The following is a 19,894-nucleotide window of genomic DNA, read 5'->3' on the forward strand; positions in this document are numbered from 1 at the left end:
AATGGGAAGAATTGGATTTATGGATGCTAACGCTGCCATAGCTGAGGCGGCTGTTGTTGCTGGATTGGGTTTCTATGCGGGTTATCCGATAACACCCTCCAGCGAGGTTCCAGAAAGGCTTTCAAAGATAATGCCCGAAAGGGGCGTGCCCTTCATAATGATGGAGGATGAGATAGCTTCTATTAACGCCTGTGTAGGAGCAGCTGCAAGCGGCGTTAAGGCTATGACATGTACAAGCGGTCCTGGTTTGTCTTTGAAGCAGGAAGCCTTCGGTATGGCCTGTATGTTTGAGGTTCCGCTTGTGGTTGTCGATGTTATGAGGGGCGGTCCTTCAACTGGTCTTCCAACAAGGCCTTCTCAGGGCGATATAATGCAGTCAAGGTGGGGAACGCACGGTGATCACCCCGTAATAGCCGTTGCTCCGTGTAACGCTCAAGAGGCCGTTTTTGAGACGATCAGGGCATTCAATCTGGCAGAGAAGTTCAGACAGCCCGTTTATATCTTAACGGATGGTTCTCTGTCTCACTTGCACACCAAGGTTTACATACCCGATCCAGAAGAGGTCGAGATCATCGACAGGCAGGCTCCAGAGGTTGAGCCGGATGAGTATTATCCTTACGATTACAATTACGAGATTCCGCCTCTTGCCCCATGGTGGACAAAGGACGGCAAGAGCTATAGATACCACATGTCCAGCTTGATCCACGATAAAACAGGCTTCCCGACCGTTGTGCCTAAGTATGTTCAGTGGCTTTTGAACAGGATGCATAACAAGATAAACAACCACCTTGATGAGATATTGAAGTATGAGTATTACAAGATGGACGATGCTGAAACCTGCATCATAGCATTTGGCTCCACTGCTGAGTCTGCAAGGGTTGCCATTGATGAGGCAAGGAAAGAGGGTATAAAGGTTGGAATGTTCAGGCCTTTGACGATCTGGCCATCACCACAACAGCAGATAAAGGATATTGCAAGCAAGGTTAAGAATATTATCGTGGCAGAGATGAATTTGGGTCAGTATATACTTGAGGTTCAAAGAATCGTCGGCGATACTGCACCGATCTATGGCATCAATCAGGCCACAGGAACCCTGATTAGGCCTTCTCAGATTCTTGAGAAGATCAAGAATCCAGAGAAGAAGGTCGAGATTGTCATGACCGATGAGGAGATTAGAAGGTTTGGAGGAGGCGAATAATGGCTGTTGATTACACAAAATATCTAAGAATGGAAAAGATGCCGCTTTACTGGTGTCCAGGTTGCGGCGATGGTATCGTTTTGAAGTGCTACTTAGAGGCCATTGATGAGTTGGGTTGGAGCAAGGACGACTGTGCTATGGTGTCCGGTATCGGATGTGCAGCAAGGGTTACCGGATATGTCGATTTCCATACGCTTCACACCATTCACGGAAGGGCTGTAGCCGTTGCAGTCGGCGTTAAGATGTCCCATCCGGATAAGCATGTGTTTGTTTTCGGTGGTGATGGTGATATAGTTCACATCGGTGGAAACCACCTGCTTCATGCATGCAGGAGAAATGTGGACATCACGGTTGTTTTGATTAACAACTGGATTTACGGAATGACGGGTGGCCAGCACTCCTGTACAACACCCCCAGGAGCAAAGGCATCCACGGCGCCAAGGGGAACATTTGAGCCTACAATCGATGTCTGCAAGATGGCAATCGGCGCCGGTGCAGGCTATGTTGCAAGGGGCTTTGCAGGCGATCCTGTAAGGCTTACAAAGCTCATTAAAGAGGGTCTTGCATATAAGGGCTTCAGTCTTATAGAGGTCTTCAGCCCATGTCCTATTAACTTCGGAAGAAGGAATAAATTGGGCGATCCTGCCAAGTTGATGGATTATATGAAGAGCTTCCTTGTAAGCTCAGCTAAGGCCAAGAAGATGAGCGAGGAGGAGCTTAAGGGTAAATTCGTAACGGGCGTATTGCACAAGGATGAGAGCAAGCCGGAGCTTACAGAGTCTTACAGGCAGCTTGTTGAGAAGGCTCAGGCAAGCGATGAGTACTGGGCAAAATACGCAAAGGGCACACTGACCGATGCCGATAAAGACAAAATAACCAGGGAAGAGTTGAAGGGTCTGTATCCATACGATGTTGAAACACCATTAAAAGAATGGAAAAAACTTTAAGGAAGAGGTAAGAAAATGGCATTTCATTATGAATTGAGATTTGGAGGAGTAGGTGGACAGGGTTCCCTCACAGCAGGAACCATTCTTGCCCATGCAGCCGTTTTTAGAACCAAATACTATGCTACGCAGGTGCCTACATATACATCCCAGGTTAGGGGTGGTGCAGCAAAGGCCGACATTATTATTTCCGATGAGCCGATAACATTCCCTGAGTCAACCAATGTTGACTTCTTCTTGTCAACCCATCAGAAGGCCTATGATGCATACAAGGGTGATTTGAAAGAGGGTGCCTATGTTTTGGTTGACTCCGGTTTAGTTGTTGTTCCGGATGAGGATGCCAAAAAATACAAGGTTTATGAGTATCCGCTTGTTAGGACGGCCAAATACGAGATAGGCAATGTTGTTACGATGAACATATTGGCCGTTGGAATCTGTCTGGGTCTTACAGAGGTTTTGCCCATCGATGCAGTCAGAGATACGGTTAAGGAAGAGGTGCCTGCAGCATTCCTTGATATGAACATGAAGGCCTTTGATATGGGCTTAGAGGTGGGCAGGAAGTTCAAGGCTGAGGGGCCAACAAAGAAGTAAATCCTGTTTTTGGGATTTAACCTAAAAGGGGTTGTGGCTTAAAAAGGCTGCAACCCCTATTTTTTTGTCTAAAAAGGAGGATTGAGGTATGGCTTATTTTCCTGAGTTGTGGTTTACAGAGAAATACACGGGAACCTGCGGTTTTACATTCAAGGTGAAAAGGGTTCTAAACACCCAGCAGAGTCCGCTTCAGAGGCTTGATATTTTAGAGACATACGATTTTGGCAGGGTGATGCTGCTTGACGGTTTGATTATGTTCACAGAGAGGGATGAGTTTGTTTACCATGAGATGATAGCGCATCTGCCATTGTTTGCCGCCCATGAGCCTAAAGATGTTTTGATAATCGGCGGTGGTGATGGTGGAACGGCAAGGGAGGTGTCAAAACACACATATCTAAACAGTATTACCAATGTTGAAATAGACGAGGTGGTGGTTGAAAATAGCAAGAAATATACACCATTTGTTGGCTCTGGCTTTGACAATGACAGGGTTAATCTGATTATTGGCGATGGTATTGAGTTTGTTAAAAACAAGAGTGAACTTTACGATGTGGTTATAGTGGATTCAACCGATCCGTTCGGACCTGCTGAGGGTCTGTTCAATGTTGAATTTTACACCAATGTCAGAAACATTTTAAGGGAGGGTGGCATTGTTGTGGCTCAGGCCGAAAACGCCTATTACGATAAGCGATGGATGATGCGCTCGGTAAACAACATGAGAAAGGCGTTTGGTGTGGACAATGTTGCCATATACCAGGCCGCCATTCCCACATACCCCTCAGGCACCTGGGTTTTTGCCATCGGCTGGAAGTCGGGTGAGCATCCAAGGGATAGGTTTGATAGCGATAGGTTTGAAGGATTGGGTTTGGATTTGAAGTATTACAACCCCGAAATCCACAGGGCTGCATTCGTTTTGCCCAATTATGTGAAGGAAATTTTGAAAGGGTAATAAAAAAAGCGGGGCAGTTGCCCCGCTGTGGTTTTGTGATTTTGCTTGATTAGAAGCTGTAGGTGTAAGCCATGAAGTAGGAGTTGCCGCTATAACTTGTCGTTATCGGGTTGGCAGCTGTTGCAGCTGGATCGTATGCCTTTGTCTTAATGTGGTCATACTCAAGCATCAATGTTGTGTATTTTGTTGTCTTTATAGATGCATTAACGAAAACAGTCGAATTTTTCTTTATTTGATTTGCAGCGAATCCACCATTTTTAAATTTTAGATGGCCATATCCTGCAGCCACAGAAACACAAGCCATAGGTGTAATTTTAGCTTCCAAGTTCCAAGCTGTATATTTTGTTGTCTCTATGCTGTTAGTTGTTCCGTTCCACCAGTAAGAGGGTGGAGTTGATAAAGCTCCTGTTGTTGCGACTCCAGCTAATGCGTTCATGCCCTTTGCATGGGCATACTCACTCTGAACGGTTACCATAGATACGGGCAGAACTATGCCAAAAGTATAACCCACACCTGTTTTCGATGTTTCTGTCCATGTTGCAGGGTTTATATTTAGAATCTTATCATTCTCTGTTACAACACCACCGTAAACCCTTGCTGGTGCACCAAAACCGGTCTCGAAGTTTACACCCACATTCAAACCGATTGTTGGGAATGTTCTTCTATTTTGGGATAAACCAGCTCCATAAGTTGCATAGTTAGAGTTCATGAAGGCGAACTTAAAATCAAGGCTTGCTGTATCGGCTATGTCGAATTTACCACCCACAGCAACCTGAGGAGACCTTGGGGCTGCTCCGTTGAGACCCGCTATTCCGTTAGGTAGCATATTGAAAGAGGTGTAGTTAGCTTCAAATGTGTTGTCGGTCTGACCTACTAACACATAGAGGCCGTTGTCAAATGTGTGTTTAATATAAGCATGTCTTAGGTTTACACCAGCTGTTCCTGTTCCTATCTCCAATTTACCAGATAGGTTTGCATCCTTGTTGGAGAAGTTGAAGCCAAACTTTGTTCCTGCACCATTCATTGTGAAGCCTTGGAAGTTCAGCTTATTCTGAGCCCTATCACTTACATTGTTATTTCTGCTTTTGAAAGCCGTGTTTGCGGTCAAACCGTTTGTCCTGCTTGCCCAATCTGCTGTGAATTTAAGTGCTCCATACAACTGAACCTGGGTATCACCCTTTACGGCAACTGTGCCAGCCTGTGCGGATACAGGAGCAGATACAGTAGCTATACCACCTACCAATGCTGCTGCTGCTACCAAAGAAATCAACCTTTTCTTCATGTTTAAAACCTCCTAACAAAGTTTTTCAAAATTTTCTGCATCGCTTCCACATAATAAGCCCAACCCTCTTGTTTGTCAAGCCCCTTTCTCACTTTTTCTTTAACTCCCACCCCCTTAGTTAAGAAATTCACATTCCCTATTCTATATATTTTTCTCGGCAAGTCAATAGAAAATTTTAATTTTATTTAATTTTTTAGCTGGCATATTAGTTCGATTTTTTGGTCTTGACAGGATTTATATGATGTATAAAATTCACCCACTTATACAAATGAGGGGGAGGTAATATATAATGTTGGGGAATCCTGACAAGAAATTCTCAAATTTTTTTAACAGCGTAAAGCCATCCGGTTTAAGGCTTGCCCAGACTGTATTCGAAAAGAGGCTAAAGAGGGATATAGCAGAGGGTAAAAAGCCTATAGAGGCCGTTAATGTTGCCATCGGCAGCGTTTCTTTAAAAACCCACCCCAAATTGCTTCAGAGGTTTTTGAATCCAACAGATGAGGAGTTGATCAACGGTATATGGAGATACGGTGAGACACCCGGAACCCAGAAGGCCAATGAGGTTTTTATAAAGATAATAAAGGCGTTTCTGCCTGAGGGGGTAAATCCCAGGCTCTATTCCATAATTCAGGATGGCGGCTCGGGGGCTATGAGGACGGCTATCTTGGGTTTGTGTGGTGATGCCGGTGCTGATGATAGGCCGTTGCTTGTTATGAATCCCACATACACCAATTACAAGGCGGTGGCCGATGAGCTTGGCAGAAGGATTGTTGCGGTTGAAAGGGCCTTAGACAGAAGCGGCAACTTCAACCATGTCGCCGTTGAGAAGATAGAGGAGGCTGTCAGGAGGTATAAGCCGGGTGCTTTGTTGATCATCCCGTATGATAACCCCTCGGGACAACTGATGAGGCAGAAGACGATAAACGAGTATGTCAGGATTTGCCTTGAGAACGATATGTTTATCATAAGCGATGAGGCATACAGGGGGCTTTACTATACAGACGATGAGCCGCCGAGTGTGTGGCGGGTGACGGATAGGGATGTGCCGGGGATTGAGAGTGCAGGCATAAGGATAAGCATAGAGAGTTTGTCTAAGACATTTAACTCATGTGGCTTGAGGATGGGTGCCCTGGTTACCGACAATGAGTCTTTCAGGGATAGGGCTGTTGCGGCCAATACCACCTATCTATGCCCCTCGATAATCGATCAGCACATAGTTGAGGGTCTGTATGAGGAGAGCTATGAGGATATAAAAGGATGGATTGCCTCGTTGAGGGATTACTATAAAAAGCTGCTTGAGTATATGTATGAAGAGCTAAAGAAGCGCCTGCCCGATGCCATTGTGTCAAAGCCTGAGGCCTCTATCTATATGGTTGTGGATCTTAGGGATATGGTCGATGAGGATTTCGAGGCAGAGGATTTTGTGATGTATTGCGCAAAAGAGGGCGAGGTTGAGATAGACGGTAAGCGATACACCCTGCTTGTTAGCCCCATGTGGGGTTTTTACAATGTTATAGAGGGCAGAAACCCGGGCCATACGCAGGTTAGGATAGCCTGTGTTGAGCCTGAGGAGAAGATGATGATTGTGCCTGAGCTTTTTGCCGAATTGTTGAAGGGGTATCTGGCCAAAAGAAGAAGGTAATTTTGTAATATATACATTAAAAATAGTTGAGGAAAAATAAAGTTAATTTGTAAACTATATTGACTTTTTTTTATATTTCTGGTAAGTATTCCCCCTAAAAGAAACGGGAGGTCTTTATTATGACAAGGCATAACATGGTGAATTACGATGAAGAGGTTAAGAACTTTAAGCTTGAGGTGCCCGAGTATTACAACTTTGCGTTTGATGTTGTGGATAAGTGGGCCGAAGACAGGACAAAGCTGGCCCTTGTATGGGCGGATACCCCGGGTAAGAACATAAAGAAATACACCTTTTGGGATATATCGGTGATGTCCAACAAGTTTGCCAATGTTCTGCTTAAGCTGGGCATCAAAAAGGGCGATAATGTGTTTGTTATGGTTCCCCGCATCGTTGAGTGGTATGCGGTTATGCTGGGGCTTAATAAGGTGGGTGCTGTGGCCCTGCCTGCACCAAACATATTGATGGCTGAGGATATAAGATACAGGATCAGGAAGGGTGAGGCCGTTATGGCTATAGCCAGCGCCTCCAATGCCTCGAAGGTTGAAGAGGCCTGCTCAAACGGCGACTGCCCAAGCCTGAAGGTCAAAATGATTATAGATGGAGACCTTGAGGGGTGGCTATCGTTTGAGAATCAGATGGATATGGCCTCGGATAAACTCTCAAGGGACGATGTTGAGCCGACAAAGGCTACCGATCCGCTTTTGATATACTTCACAAGCGGCACAACGAAGTATCCCAAGATGGTGATGCATGATCAGGCATACGCCTTAGCCCACATCGTTACGGCCAAATACTGGCACGACCTAAAACCCACCGACCTGCACTGGACGATTTCCGATACAGGGTGGGGAAAGGCCGTCTGGGGCAAGCTATACGGACAGTGGCAGATAGGCGCTGCTGTCTTTATGCATAATGCGGGTGCTCACTTTGACCCAAAGATAACGCTGAAGCTTTTAACCACCCAGGGCATAACATCCTTCTGTGCTCCGCCGACGGTTTACAGGATGTTGATTCAGGAGGATTTGAGCCAGTATGACTTTTCATCCTTGAGACATTGCACATCCGCCGGTGAGCCTATAAACCCTGAGGTGATAAAGGCGTGGAAGAATGCAACAGGCACATTGATTTACGATGGTTATGGTCAGACGGAGACCGTTTTGATTGTGGCCAATTATCCGTGCATGCCGATAAAGTATGGTTCTATGGGTAAGCCCGTGCCGGGTTATGATGTGAGGATTGTTGATGATGATGGAAACGATATGCCTGTTGGTGAGCCCGGCCATATAGCCGTTAAGATAAAACCCAACCACCCGATAGGCATAGCTAAGGAGTATTACAAGGACGAGGCCGCAACGGCTGAGGCCTTCAGGGGTGATTTCTATTACACGGGCGATAGGGCCTATATGGATGCGGATGGTTATTTCTGGTTCTATGGAAGGGCCGACGATGTTATTAAGTCTTCGGGATACAGGATTGGACCGTTTGAGGTTGAAAGCGCCCTTCAGGAGCATCCGGCTGTAGCAGAAAGCGCCGTTGTTGGAAGCCCGGATCCCATAAGGGGTACGATTGTTAAGGCGTTTATCATACTTGCAAAGGGTTATGAACCCTCAGAGGAGCTAATCAAGGATATTCAGGATTTTGTCAAGAGCAAGACAGCACCTTACAAATACCCGAGGGAGATAGAGTTTGTTAAGGAATTGCCCAAGACCATAAGCGGTAAGATCAAGAGGGCGGTTTTGAGGAGAATGGAGATAGAGAAGAAATTGGGCAAAAAAGGCACAAACGGTTCGTTTGTTTAGGAGGGTGCCATGTTAAGTTATGCGTTTGAGGGTTCAACGACCAAATTCATCGCCAAGACCATAGGCGATATGCTGGATGAGAATGCAGAAAAGTATGCAAACAACGACTGTATCGTTAGCCTCCATCAAGGCGTAAGGATGACATACAGGGAGTTTAAGCAGGAGGTTGACAGGCTTGCAAAGGGGCTTTTAGCCTTGGGCATCAAAAAGGGCGATAAGGTGGCCATATGGTCAACAAATAATGTGGAGTGGGTGTTAACGCAGTTTGCCACGGCCAAGATAGGCGCCGTTTTGGTTACGATAAACCCAGCATACAGGACAAACGAGCTTGAGTATGCGCTTAAGCAGTCCGAGGTTAATACGCTGATATTAATAGAGAACTTCAAAACCTCTGATTATATACACATGTTTTATGAGGTTGCCCCGTTTGCAAGGGGTGCCATACCCGGACAGATCCATTCAAACAAGCTGCCCCATCTTAGGAATGTTATATGCATAAGCGATACCAAACATACAGGCATGTTTAAGTGGAAGGATGTTCTTGCGATGGCATCGAAGGTGGACGATAGCGAGCTTAGGGATAGGCAGAGGATACTCGATTTTGATGATGCCATAAACATCCAATACACCTCAGGCACGACCGGATTTCCTAAGGCTGCCACATTGAGCCACTTCAACATAATCAACAACGGCTTCTTTGTCGGAGAGGCGATGAAGTTTACCGATAAGGATAGGCTGTGCGTGCCCGTGCCGTTCTATCACTGCTTTGGTATGGTTATGAGCAATTTGACATGCGTTACCCACGGTGCAACGATAGTTCTGCCGAGTGAGTATTTCAACGCCGAGGCCACACTTGAGGCCGTTGAGAAGGAGAAGTGCACCGCACTGCACGGGGTTCCAACGATGTTTATTGCCGAGCTTGAGCATCCACGCTTTAAGGAGTTTGACCTAACCAGCCTAAGAACAGGCATCATGGCCGGTTCGCCTTGCCCTGTTGAGGTTATGAAGAGGGTAAACAAAGAGATGCATATGGAGCAGGTCGAGATAGCATACGGCCAGACCGAGGCAAGTCCCGTTATAACCCAGACATTGGCCGATGATACGCTTGAGCATAGGACGGAGACGGTTGGAAGACCGCTACCGTTTATAGAGGTTAAGATAATAGACCCAGAAACCGGCAGGATATTGCCGGTTGGCGAGCAGGGTGAGCTGTGCGCCAGGGGTTATAATGTCATGAAGTATTATTACAACAACCCTGAGGCAACAAAAGAGGCGATAGATGAGGATGGATGGCTGCATACGGGGGATCTGGCAACAATGGATGAGGATGGCTATTTTAAGATTACAGGCAGAATAAAGGATATGATCATCAGGGGTGGTCAGAACATCTATCCGAGGGAGATAGAGGAGTTTCTCTATACCCATCCAAAGATCGCCGATGTCCAGGTTATCGGTGTGCCTGACAGGAAATACGGCGAGGAGGTTTGCGCCTGGATCAGGCTTAAAGAGGGTGAGACGGCAACAGAAGAGGAGATTAAGGAGTATTGCAAGGGCAGGATAGCCCATTACAAGATTCCAAGATACATCAAGTTTACCGACTCATTCCCCATGACCGTTACGGGCAAGATCAGGAAGGTGGAGATGAGGGAGATCTCCATAAAAGAGCTCGGCCTTGAGGATATAGCAAAGATAAAAACGGCATAATCTAAAATAAACGCAAGACTTATCAAGCCGGCTTAGGCCGGCTTTTTTTATTGCCTTGACAAAAGATTAAAAATGTAGGATTTTAGAAGCGGCCTTTGTGGTCAATAAGATTTTTAGGGTTTTAGCTATGGAGTGTTTGGATAGGATAGAGGCATTCAGGCCGATTGATATGGTTTATGATTCCCGCCAGGTTGGTGAGGGTTTTGTCTTTTTTGCCATAAAGGGTGCAAATGTAAATGCAAACAGGTTTGTGCCGGACATTCTGGATAGATTCAAAAGGGTATTGGTTGTAAGCGAGGAGTCCTTTGGTGATGAGCGGTGTATAAGGGTTGATGATGTAAGAAGATGTATGGGGCTTGCAGCCGATAGGTTCTTTAATCGTCCGTCCAAAAGACTCAAGGTTGTGGGTATTACAGGCACAAACGGCAAGACAACCACAACATACCTTCTAAGGAGCATCTTTGAGAATAGCGAGATTATAGGAACAACCGGATGGACGCTGAAGGAGGAGAGGTTTAAGCTAAACAACACAACGCCTGAGTCGTTGGATCTGCACAGGATACTAAACAGGATGGTTTTGGCCGATACAGAGTATTGCTTTGTTGAGGTTTCCTCTCATGCCTTGAGCTTTAACAGGATCGAGGGTGTCGATTTTGCTTTGAAGGTGTTTACCAACATATCGCAAGATCACCTGGATTTTTACGGCAGTTTTGAGAATTATGCAAAAACAAAGCTTTCTTTCTTTGAAAGGTTGAAGCCCAAGGTTGTAAACGCCGATGATGATTATGGCAGAACGCTTATAGATGCTGCCACAATCAGCTATGGTTTTTCTGAATTTGCTTTCATAAGGCCTATAGTTTATGAGTATTCGCTTGATGGCATAAAGGCCAAGCTCAATGCGGCAGGCAGAATTCTCAATATAACATCGCCGTTGATAGGTGATTATAACCTCTATAACATAATGGCCTCTGTTGGTGTTGCCTTCTTCTTCGGGGTGGATTTTGACAGGATTGAGGAGGGTATAGCAAAAAGCAAGGGCGCACCGGGCAGGCTTGAGTTTTTCAAAAAAGACGGTGCCTATGCCGTTGTCGATTATGCCCATACGGATGATGCAATGAGGAATGTTTTGTTGACCCTGAATAAGATAAAGAAGAACAGAATCATAACGGTCTTTGGTGCAGGTGGCGATAGGGATAAAACAAAGAGGCCCAAGATGGGGTCTGTGGCAGAAGAGTTAAGCGATGTTGTTGTGATTACAAGCGACAACCCAAGGAGCGAGGAGCCTATAGCCATAATTGAGGATATATTGAAGGGCATAAAGGACAAGAAGAAGGTTATAGTTGAGCCTGACAGGTTTGAAGCCATAAAGAAGGCCCTGGATATGGCTGAAAAAGGCGATATAGTGGCCATTCTGGGCAAGGGGCATGAGGATTACCAGATTTTGAGGGATAAGACAATCCACTTTGACGATAGAGAGACGGTGAAGAAGCTTTGGAATTTGGAATAGGCGAGCTGATTGAGCTTTTAAAACCCAGGGAAGTTTCGATAGATAAAAACTGCACCGTAAGGGGCTTTTCCATCGATTCACGCACCATAAAAGGGGGTGAGGCTTTTGTCGGCATAAGGGGGGGGCGGTTCGATGGGGTTGACTTTGCTTGCGATGCTGTCAGAAAGGCAAAGACATTTGCCATAGTGGAGAAGAGAATAAACTGCCCCCACATGGTTGTCGATGATGCCCTTGAGGCCTTGAAGAGACTTGCGGCGTTTAAGCTAAAAAAATCAAAAGCGGTTTCGATTGCCGTTGTTGGCTCTGTGGGTAAGACAACAACCAAGGAGCTTGTGGCGGATTTTCTATCCTGCAGGTATTCGGTTTGCAGAAGCTTTGAGAATGAAAACAACGCCATAGGTGTGTGCAAGACGCTTTTAAGGGTTGAGGATGAGGATTTCTGTGTTGTTGAGGTGGGCATAAACAGGCCGGGTGAGATGGAGGGGATAGCGGCCTTCTTTAAGCCGGATAATGTGCTGTTTTTGAATGTTGCACCGACGCACATAGGAAACTTCAAAAACATAGAGGTCATCTTTGAGGAGAAATCCAAGATCATAGGCGATGGTGCTAAGCTGGTTTACAATGCCGATGATGTAATGCTCAAAGAGGCCTTTGAAAACAGGGATAACTCATTCGGTTTTTGTTTCTTGCACGATTGTGCGTTTAGGGCCAAAGGTAATGAGAGGATACAGGTAAAAGATACGATTTTTGAAAAGCCGTTTGGCTTAAACCCCTATACGGTTCTTGCCGCCTATAGCGCTGCTGAAGTCTTTGGCGGTTTTGAGGATGGGGAGTGCTTTAAAAATAAACTGGCTTCATTTGAGCCTGTAGGATACAGGATGAGGCGTGAGGTCCTTAAGGATAGGCTGTTTATTCTTGACTGCTATAACGCCAATGTAAACTCCATGAAACATGCGATTGATGAGTTATCTAAATTAAGCGGAAGGAAGTTGGCCATATTGGGTGATATGTTTGAGCTTGGGGATATGTCTGAAGAATTCCACAGGGAGGTTGGAAGGTATTTGAACAACAAGGGTGTGGAATTGTTGGCTGTTGGCAGGGATGCCTTTTTCATCTTTGAGGGCTTCTTGGGAAGGAAACATTACTTAAAAACCAAGGTCGAAGCCGTTGAGTTTCTAAGGGATAGGCTTTCTGAATACGATGTGATTTTGCTTAAGGCCTCACGAGGCATGAGGCTTGAGGATATATTTGAACAGCTAAGAGGGAGTCAATAGATGCTTTACTATATCTTCTATCAAAAGTTAATTGGTTTGTTTTCCCCGTTTAATGTTTTTCATTACATAACATTCAGGATGATCATGGCTTCACTTACATCGCTTGGTTTGTCTTTGTGGTTGGGCAGGATTCTAATCCCTAAGCTTAAGAGTATGCAATTTGAGGATAGTTTTAAGGGGTATGAGCCTCAGACGCATAAACAGAAAAGCGGCACCCCCACGGTGGGCGGGCTTATCATATGGGGCGGTTTCTTTGCATCGGCCCTGATGTGGATACGGTTTGATTCACCGCTTGTATGGGTAGTGTTGCTTGGGAGTTTTCTGTTTATGCTTATAGGCTTTTTGGATGATTTGCTGAAGATAAAGAGGGGCAAGAACAACGGACTTAAGGCCAGGACAAAGTTCTTTTTACAAACAGTTGTGGGGGTTGTTGTATCTTTGTTGATCTTTAGGATTGAGAACATATTGACGGGTTGTGCAGGTTGTCTCTATTTGCCGTTTATTAAACAGGGTGTCTTTGATCTTGGCTATTTCTATCTGATTATAGCCGTTTTTGTTATAGTGGGCAGCTCAAACGCTGTAAATCTGACAGATGGCCTTGATGGGTTGGCCACCGGTCCTTCTTTAACCACGATATTCTCCTTGACGGTTTTTGCCTATGCCACGGGTAATGCCATATTCTCCCGCTATCTGCACCTTCCGTATGTTGTGGGTGCTGGCGAGATTAGCGTGTTGCTTGCCGCCCTGTCCGGTTCTCTGTTGGGATTTTTGTGGTATAACTGCTATCCGGCCGAGGTGTTTATGGGCGATACGGGCTCCTTGGCTTTGGGCGGTTTTTTGGGGATAGTGGCTGTGGCTATTAAGGAGGAGGTTGTCCTTGCCATAGCCGGTGGTATATTTGTTTTGGAGACCGTATCGGTGATTATACAGGTTGCAAGCTATAAGACCACCGGCGAGCGCATATTCCGCATGGCCCCGATCCATCACCACTTCGAGCTAAAGGGGTGGCCTGAATCGAAGGTTATCGTCAGGTTCTGGATAATATCGTTGGTGCTGGCCTTGTTGAGCTTGACGGCGCTTAAGTTGAGGTGAGTATGCTGGTCGGTGTGGTTGGTTTTGGAAAAAGCGGGCAGGCTGCATACAGGCTGCTTAAGGATAGAGGCTTTGATGTCTATGTGTTTGACGATAGGGTTGAGCTTAATGGCGATGGTTTGTTTGGTAAGGATAGGGCGGATAGGTTCTTTGATATTGAATTTGATGAGGTTGTCCTAAGCCCGGGTATAAAGCCGTACCATCCGTTTGTTAAGCACTGCATAGAGAGACGGATAAGGATTATAAGCGAACTTGAGCTTGGCTATAGGTATGCGAAAGGCGAAATAATTGCAATAACAGGCACAAACGGTAAATCGACCACCGTTGCCCTGGTGGAGAGGATTCTGAAAGGGTCGAGCAGAAAGGCCTTAGCATGTGGTAATTACGGTCTGCCTCTGAGTGAGGCCGTTTTTTTTGATGCGGATTACTATGTGGTTGAAGCAAGCAGCTATCAGCTTGAGTTTATAGACGGTTTTAGGCCCCACATAGCGGCTATTTTAAATATAGCCTTTGACCATCTGGGCTGGCATGGGAGTATGGATAATTACATAGAGGCCAAAAAGAAGATATACAAAAACCAGACGAATAGGGATTTCTTCATAAAGAACGATAGCGATGGGTATAGCTTTGATGGTAAGGCTGAGTTGTTTTTGGTTTCATCGAAAAGCAGGGATGCCGATTGTTTTTATAACAGAGACGGCGTTGTTGTAAATAGGCCTGATAGGCTTAAGATAGATAAAACAGGACTATTTGGTTCTAAGGTCTTTGAGAATGTTGCATTCGCATCGGTTATTGGCCTTTTGTGCGGTGTTCAGGGGAAAATAATAAAGGAGGTGGTTGGAGCGATGAGTAATTTAGACCACAGGATAGAGTTTGTCGATGAGATTGAAGGGGTTAAGTTTTACAACGATTCTAAGGCCACGAACTTGGATGCCGTTGAGGCGGCTATAAATTCGTTTGATGAAGATGTGGGTATCGTTTTGATATTGGGGGGAAAGCACAAGGGTGAGCCTTACTCTAAGCTGTTGCCGCTGTTTGAAAAGAGGGTTAAGGCTATTGTTGTTTACGGTGATGATAGAAAGCTCATATTGACAGAGCTTGAGAAGTTTTTACCCATACCGCTGCCTGCTTTGAATATCTGGGGTGCCGTTAGGGCCGCCTTTGAGGTGGCAGCAAAGGGTGATGTGGTGTTGTTTAGCCCGGGTGGTTCAAGTTGCGGGCCTTATAAGAACTTTGAGGAGCGTGGAGAGGCTTTCAAGGAGGAGGTAAAGAAGTTTAAGAAGGAGTATGAAGAAGTCCCCCTGGTTTAGGCCATCTTTTATTATTTTGCCATACTTTCTTTTGCTTGCTATAGGCATAGTTGAGGTGTGGTCGTCCTCTTACTATTTTGCGTTTAAGAGGTTTTCAGACCCCAACTTCTTTCTTAAAAGGCAGGCGGTCTTTGCTTCTTTATCCATAGCGGTTGCCTGGTTTTTTTCTGTTCTCAACTATAGGTTCTTGAAGAAAATATCGCTGATTTTGGTTGTTTTTGCCCTGTTTTTGCTTGTGTTTTTACACATAGACGGTGTGAATGTCAGAGGGGCGACCCGATGGCTCAAGATAGGCAGATTTATGTTTGAGCCCAGCGGGTTTGCCCAACTGGCTTTGTTGATATATATAGCCGATTTTATCAGCAGGAAGCAGCAGTTTAAGGATGACATCACAAGGGGCGTGATGCCTGTGGCAGCTGTTGTTGGTATCTTCTTTCTGCTTATTGCTGTTGAGCCGGATGTCGGGAGTGCTGCACTCTTAATATTGGTGTTTTTGATTATGATATATGTGTTTGGTTATAAGCCCAAGCATATCGTAATGCTTGTTATGCCTGCTGCCGTTGTCGCTGCGGCTGTGATCTATACAAACCCCAACAAGGTTCAGAGGGTTATAAACTTCTTTATCACAGGCAAGGTCAACTATCAGGTGGAGCACGCCCTGGTTGCCTTAGGCAGCGGCGGGCTTTTGGGTGCAGGGCCTGCTAAGGGTATATACAAAAGCCTCTTTGTGCCGGATTCCTATAACGATTTTATTATGGCGGGTATCGGTGAGGATTTCGGGTTCTTGGGCGTTCTGGCCGTTATCGTGCTTCTATCTTTTCTGCTGTTGTTTGTGTTTGAGGTGTCGGTTAGGTGCAAGGATACATTTGGCAAGGCCTTAAGCTTCGGCGTGGGCGTTTTGTTGTCTTTGGAGGCCATTATTAACCTATTTAGCGTTTACCATATCATGCCGCCAAAGGGTATTACCATGCCTCTTTTGAGCTATGGGGGAACATCGCTTCTTGTTGATGGTGCCTTGATTGGTATGGTTTTGAGTGTTTATAGAAGGTGTCCCAATGGAGAAGAAGCTTAAGTATTTGTTTAAGAGTGAGATCTATGATATTTATATTGTCAGGCATCCAGAGGTTGAGAATTATTATAGGAATGTATTTAACGGGCATATAGATGTGGATCTTTCTGAAAGGGGTTATAAGCAGGCTGAGGAGCTTGTCAGGTTTTTTGAGGATAAGAACATACGGTATGTTTATACATCGCCCCTTAAGCGGTGCAGGGTGGTGGCCGATGGGTTTGAAAAGACCCGTGTGATTGTGGATGAGAGGCTTAAGGAGCGCTCCTTTGGTATATTTGAGTCTTTAAGCTGGGAGGAGATTGAGTATAGGTTTCCAGAGGAGGCAAGAGCTTTTTTGGATGATCCGTTCTTTTACAGACCCAAAAACGGTGAGAGTTTTGAAGATGTGCACAAGAGGGTTAAGGATTTTATCTCAGAAAGGCTTTCTTCGTTGGATGGTAATGTGTTGATAGTGGCGCACGGAGGGGTGAACAGGGTCTTTATAATGGAGTTTTTGTCCCTTAAGGGCAGCTCTGTTTTGAATATATCACAGGACTATGCCTGCATAAACCACTTTGAAAGCGATGGCGATTTTATGCTGGTAAAGCTTATAAACGGGAAGGTGTGTTTTGATAGGGGTGTTTGATTCCGGCGTAGGAGGCTTGAGCGTTGTTAAGCAGCTCCTTGGAGCGTTTAATTCAGATATAGTGTATTTAGGCGATACGGCCAGGCTTCCCTATGGGACAAAGTCCAAGGATACGGTTCTTAAATATTCGCTTCAGAATGCGGAATTTTTATCTAAATTTGGTGTTGATGCTATTGTTGTTGCGTGCAATACGGCAAGCAGTGTTGCCATAGATGCTCTAAGGGAGAGGTTTAACCTGCCCGTATTTGGCGTTATTGAACCGGCCGCCAGACTTGCAGCTGGGTTTAAAAAGGTGTGCGTTATAGGCACAACCTCAACAATACAGAGCAATGCCTATCCAAAAAAGATAGCTAAGTATAGCGCCTCTTGCGGGGTTGTTCAGAGGCCCTGTCCTTTGTTTGTGCCGCTGGTTGAGGAGGGCTGGCTTGATGATGAGATCACCTATGCAGTAGCCAGGAGGTATTTGGGTGATTTGAACTGCGAGGCGCTGATTTTGGGTTGCACGCACTATCCACTGCTTAGGGGTGTCATACGGGATATTATGGGGGATGGTGTAAGGCTTATAGATAGCGGTGAGGCCTTGGTTGAGGAGCTTAAAGTTAGAGGGCTTGAGGGGCTGTTTAAGGGAAGCGGCAGACTAATTTGCTATACGACCGATTCTGAGGAGAAGTTTGCCAGATTGGGCAGTATGTTTTTAGGTAAGCAGTTTAACGGCGTTAAGCTTGTTGATTTGGGGTAGCCTATGGGTTATATAGCGGTAATCGATTACGATAGTGGCAATGTCAGGAGTGTCTCTAAGGCGGTTGAGTTTGTTGGCTATGAGGCAAAGCTGACCAACAACAGGGATGAAATCCTGTCAAGCGATGGTGTTATATTGCCGGGCGTTGGCGCCTTTGGCGATTGCATGGACAAGCTTAAAGGGTATGGGCTTGTTGATGTAATCTATAGGGTGGTTGAGGATGGAAAGCCCTTTCTTGGCATCTGCGTCGGTTTGCAGCTTTTGTTTGAGGAGAGCGAGGAGTTTGGTCTGCATAAGGGTTTTGGTTTTATTAAGGGCAGGGTTGTTAGGTTTGAGGGCAAAGGCCTGAAGGTGCCCCATATGGGTTGGAATACGGTAAAAATAGAAAAACAGAACAGGCTCCTTGAGGGTATAAACGATAACAGCTTCTTCTATTTTGTGCACTCCTATTACGGTGTGGCCTTGGATGGTTCGGCGATTGCAAGGTGTAATTACGGTGTGGATTTTACTGTAGCCGTAAATGTGGGTAATGTGTGGGGGGTGCAGTTCCATCCAGAAAAGAGCCAATCTTTGGGGCTTAGGGTGTTGAAAAACTTTTGTGATATTTGTGAGGGTAAGCCATGATAGTAATTCCTGCAATAGACCTTATGGATGGCAAAGCGGTCAGGCTTGTGCGGGGCAGAAGGGATAATGTTAAGATTTACCATGAAAACCCGATAGAGTTGGTGGAGTATTTCAATAGCTTAAACATCAAGCGCATACATCTGGTTGATTTAGATGCGGCCTTTAGCGGTGGAGATAAGAACAACCTAAAGCTCATAGAGGAGATGGTTCAAAAGAGTAAGGCCATGGTTGAGGTTGGCGGCGGTATGAGGAGCCTTGAGGATGTGGAGAGGGTCTTCTCATCAGGGGCAGCCAGGGTTGTTATAGGAACCATGCCTGTTAAGAATCCAGAGGAGTTTGATAGGGTTGTTGAACTTTTTAGGGATAGGATCATTGCCGGCGTTGATGTCGATAACGGTTTTGTCAGGATATTGGGCTGGCAGGAGGATAGCAAGATAGAATACATATCGTTTTTGCTTAAGATGAGGGATAAGGGCATAAAGGAGGCTATAATAACCGATATAAGCAGGGATGGCACACTAAGCGGGGTGAATGAGGAGTTTTACAGGGAGATTGCCGTAAGAACCGACTTAGACATAATAGTTTCTGGTGGTGTTAGGGATATAGACGATATAAAGAGGGTGAAAAGGCTTGAGCAGTTCGGCGTTATCGGTGTTATAGTGGGTAAGGCGATGTATGAAAAAACCCTATCTTTAGAAGAGGCTATGGAGTTGTGCCATGCTTAAGATAACAACGCTTGTTGAGAATACGGCTATTAAGGCCAGATTCAGGGCTGAGCACGGATTGAGCATGTTGATAGAAAAGGATGGCGAGCTTGTTTTGTTTGATACTGGACAGACCGATGCTTTAATCCATAATGCGAAGCTTTTGGGCGTGGATCTGTCGAGGATTGATAAGGTTATCTTGTCTCATGGACATTATGACCACGGGGGTGGGCTTAAATATCTGCTTGATTATGCAAAGCCCGTTGTTTATGCCCATCCTGAGATATTCAGAAAGAGATACTCAAAGCTCAGCGATGATGGCAATTTGAGGTATATAGGCATAGAGGATAGGGAGTTTTTTGAATCCAGAGGGGCGAGGTTTGTTTTGTCTGAAGAACCCATAGAGGTTGTAAAGGGCGTGTGGACAAGCGGTTTTGTAAATATGGTGAATGATTTTGAAAGTGTGGATAAGAACTTTGTCTATGAAAGGGATGGAGAGCTTGTCAAGGATAATGTTGATGATGACTTAAGCGTGTTTATTGAGCTTAACAGCGGGTTGTTTGTGCTGTTTGGGTGTGCCCATAGGGGCATAATAAACATCATGAGGCAGGCTGAAGATACCTTTGATAGATGTGTTTCTGGTTTTTTGGGCGGCACACATTTGGGCCCTGCCGATGAACTTCAAAGAAAAAAAACCATAGAAGCCTTAAGAGAGATGGATTTGAGGATTATGGGGCCTTCCCACTGCACCGGCCTTTTGATGACATCGAGGATGTACTGTGAGTTTGGCGATAGGGTGGTGTTTAACAATGTGGGTGTTATAACGGTTGTGGAGGATTGA

General features: G+C 45.5%; 18 protein-coding genes. 17 read left to right on the forward strand and 1 reads right to left on the reverse strand.

Annotation, left to right across the window (positions count from 1 at the left end):
* The first annotated feature begins 1 nt into the window (after position 1).
* From D891_RS0101465 to speE, 4 genes are all read left to right on the forward strand, one after another.
* Positions 2 to 1,198, forward strand: coding sequence for a 2-oxoacid:acceptor oxidoreductase subunit alpha (locus D891_RS0101465; protein WP_025209272.1), 1,197 nt, complete (start codon positions 2 to 4; stop codon positions 1,196 to 1,198).
* The gene (locus D891_RS0101470; protein ID WP_025209273.1) at positions 1,198 to 2,145 is read left to right on the forward strand and encodes a thiamine pyrophosphate-dependent enzyme; all 948 of its coding nucleotides are present in this window, start codon (positions 1,198 to 1,200) and stop codon (positions 2,143 to 2,145) included. Before D891_RS0101465 ends, D891_RS0101470 begins: the two co-directional genes overlap by 1 nt.
* A gap of 15 nt (positions 2,146 to 2,160) precedes the next feature.
* Positions 2,161 to 2,733, forward strand: coding sequence for a 2-oxoacid:acceptor oxidoreductase family protein (locus D891_RS0101475; protein WP_025209274.1), 573 nt, complete (start codon positions 2,161 to 2,163; stop codon positions 2,731 to 2,733).
* 88 nt (positions 2,734 to 2,821) lie between these two features.
* A complete protein-coding gene (gene speE / locus D891_RS0101480) occupies positions 2,822 to 3,682 on the forward strand; it encodes a polyamine aminopropyltransferase (RefSeq protein ID WP_025209275.1) in 861 nt (286 codons plus the stop codon).
* A 49-nt stretch (positions 3,683 to 3,731) separates the two neighbouring features.
* On the opposite strand, the gene D891_RS0101485 is transcribed toward speE, so the two are convergent.
* Positions 3,732 to 4,964, reverse strand: a complete 1,233-nt coding sequence (locus D891_RS0101485) for a hypothetical protein (protein ID WP_025209276.1) — start codon at positions 4,962 to 4,964, stop codon at positions 3,732 to 3,734.
* A 289-nt stretch (positions 4,965 to 5,253) separates the two neighbouring features.
* Here D891_RS0101485 and D891_RS0101495 point away from each other — a divergent pair, with 289 nt between their 5' ends.
* The 13 genes from D891_RS0101495 (at position 5,254) to D891_RS0101555 (ending at position 19,894) form a co-directional block, all read left to right on the forward strand.
* Positions 5,254 to 6,606 (forward strand): pyridoxal phosphate-dependent aminotransferase, encoded by a 1,353-nt coding sequence (locus D891_RS0101495; RefSeq protein ID WP_025209277.1) that lies wholly within the window; start codon positions 5,254 to 5,256, stop codon positions 6,604 to 6,606.
* A 119-nt stretch (positions 6,607 to 6,725) separates the two neighbouring features.
* Positions 6,726 to 8,405, forward strand: coding sequence for an acyl-CoA synthetase (locus D891_RS0101500; RefSeq protein ID WP_025209278.1), 1,680 nt, complete (start codon positions 6,726 to 6,728; stop codon positions 8,403 to 8,405).
* Between the two features lie 9 nt (positions 8,406 to 8,414).
* Positions 8,415 to 10,109, forward strand: a complete 1,695-nt coding sequence (locus D891_RS0101505) for an AMP-binding protein (protein ID WP_025209279.1) — start codon at positions 8,415 to 8,417, stop codon at positions 10,107 to 10,109.
* A 127-nt stretch (positions 10,110 to 10,236) separates the two neighbouring features.
* The gene (locus tag D891_RS0101510; protein WP_156919048.1) at positions 10,237 to 11,616 is read left to right on the forward strand and encodes a UDP-N-acetylmuramoyl-L-alanyl-D-glutamate--2,6-diaminopimelate ligase; all 1,380 of its coding nucleotides are present in this window, start codon (positions 10,237 to 10,239) and stop codon (positions 11,614 to 11,616) included.
* Entirely contained in the window at positions 11,601 to 12,890 is a 1,290-nt protein-coding gene (locus D891_RS0101515; RefSeq protein WP_025209281.1) for a UDP-N-acetylmuramoyl-tripeptide--D-alanyl-D-alanine ligase, read from the forward strand. Before D891_RS0101510 ends, D891_RS0101515 begins: the two co-directional genes overlap by 16 nt.
* Positions 12,891 to 13,982, forward strand: a complete 1,092-nt coding sequence (gene mraY, locus D891_RS0101520; RefSeq protein ID WP_025209282.1) for a phospho-N-acetylmuramoyl-pentapeptide-transferase — start codon at positions 12,891 to 12,893, stop codon at positions 13,980 to 13,982. It begins immediately after the preceding gene.
* Between the two features lie 2 nt (positions 13,983 to 13,984).
* Positions 13,985 to 15,292, forward strand: coding sequence for a UDP-N-acetylmuramoyl-L-alanine--D-glutamate ligase (murD, locus tag D891_RS0101525; RefSeq protein WP_025209283.1), 1,308 nt, complete (start codon positions 13,985 to 13,987; stop codon positions 15,290 to 15,292).
* A complete protein-coding gene (locus D891_RS0101530; RefSeq protein ID WP_025209284.1) occupies positions 15,270 to 16,364 on the forward strand; it encodes an FtsW/RodA/SpoVE family cell cycle protein in 1,095 nt (364 codons plus the stop codon). Before murD ends, D891_RS0101530 begins: the two co-directional genes overlap by 23 nt.
* Entirely contained in the window at positions 16,348 to 16,986 is a 639-nt protein-coding gene (locus D891_RS0101535; protein WP_025209285.1) for a histidine phosphatase family protein, read from the forward strand. The genes D891_RS0101530 and D891_RS0101535 overlap by 17 nt, the downstream gene beginning before the upstream one ends.
* Positions 16,979 to 17,725, forward strand: coding sequence for a glutamate racemase (murI, locus tag D891_RS0101540; RefSeq protein ID WP_232227890.1), 747 nt, complete (start codon positions 16,979 to 16,981; stop codon positions 17,723 to 17,725). The genes D891_RS0101535 and murI overlap by 8 nt, the downstream gene beginning before the upstream one ends.
* Before the next feature lie 3 nt (positions 17,726 to 17,728).
* Positions 17,729 to 18,349, forward strand: coding sequence for an imidazole glycerol phosphate synthase subunit HisH (hisH, locus tag D891_RS0101545; RefSeq protein ID WP_029951894.1), 621 nt, complete (start codon positions 17,729 to 17,731; stop codon positions 18,347 to 18,349).
* Positions 18,346 to 19,074 carry a 1-(5-phosphoribosyl)-5-[(5-phosphoribosylamino)methylideneamino]imidazole-4-carboxamide isomerase gene (hisA, locus tag D891_RS0101550; protein WP_025209288.1) on the forward strand — a complete coding sequence of 243 codons (729 nt, stop codon included), beginning with the start codon at positions 18,346 to 18,348 and terminating at the stop codon, positions 19,072 to 19,074. Before hisH ends, hisA begins: the two co-directional genes overlap by 4 nt.
* Positions 19,067 to 19,894 carry an MBL fold metallo-hydrolase gene (locus D891_RS0101555; RefSeq protein WP_025209289.1) on the forward strand — a complete coding sequence of 276 codons (828 nt, stop codon included), beginning with the start codon at positions 19,067 to 19,069 and terminating at the stop codon, positions 19,892 to 19,894. The genes hisA and D891_RS0101555 overlap by 8 nt, the downstream gene beginning before the upstream one ends.

It is taken from the genome of Hippea sp. KM1 (assembly GCF_000526195.1).
In the GTDB taxonomy this organism is placed as follows: Bacteria; Campylobacterota_A; Desulfurellia; order Desulfurellales; family Hippeaceae; genus Hippea.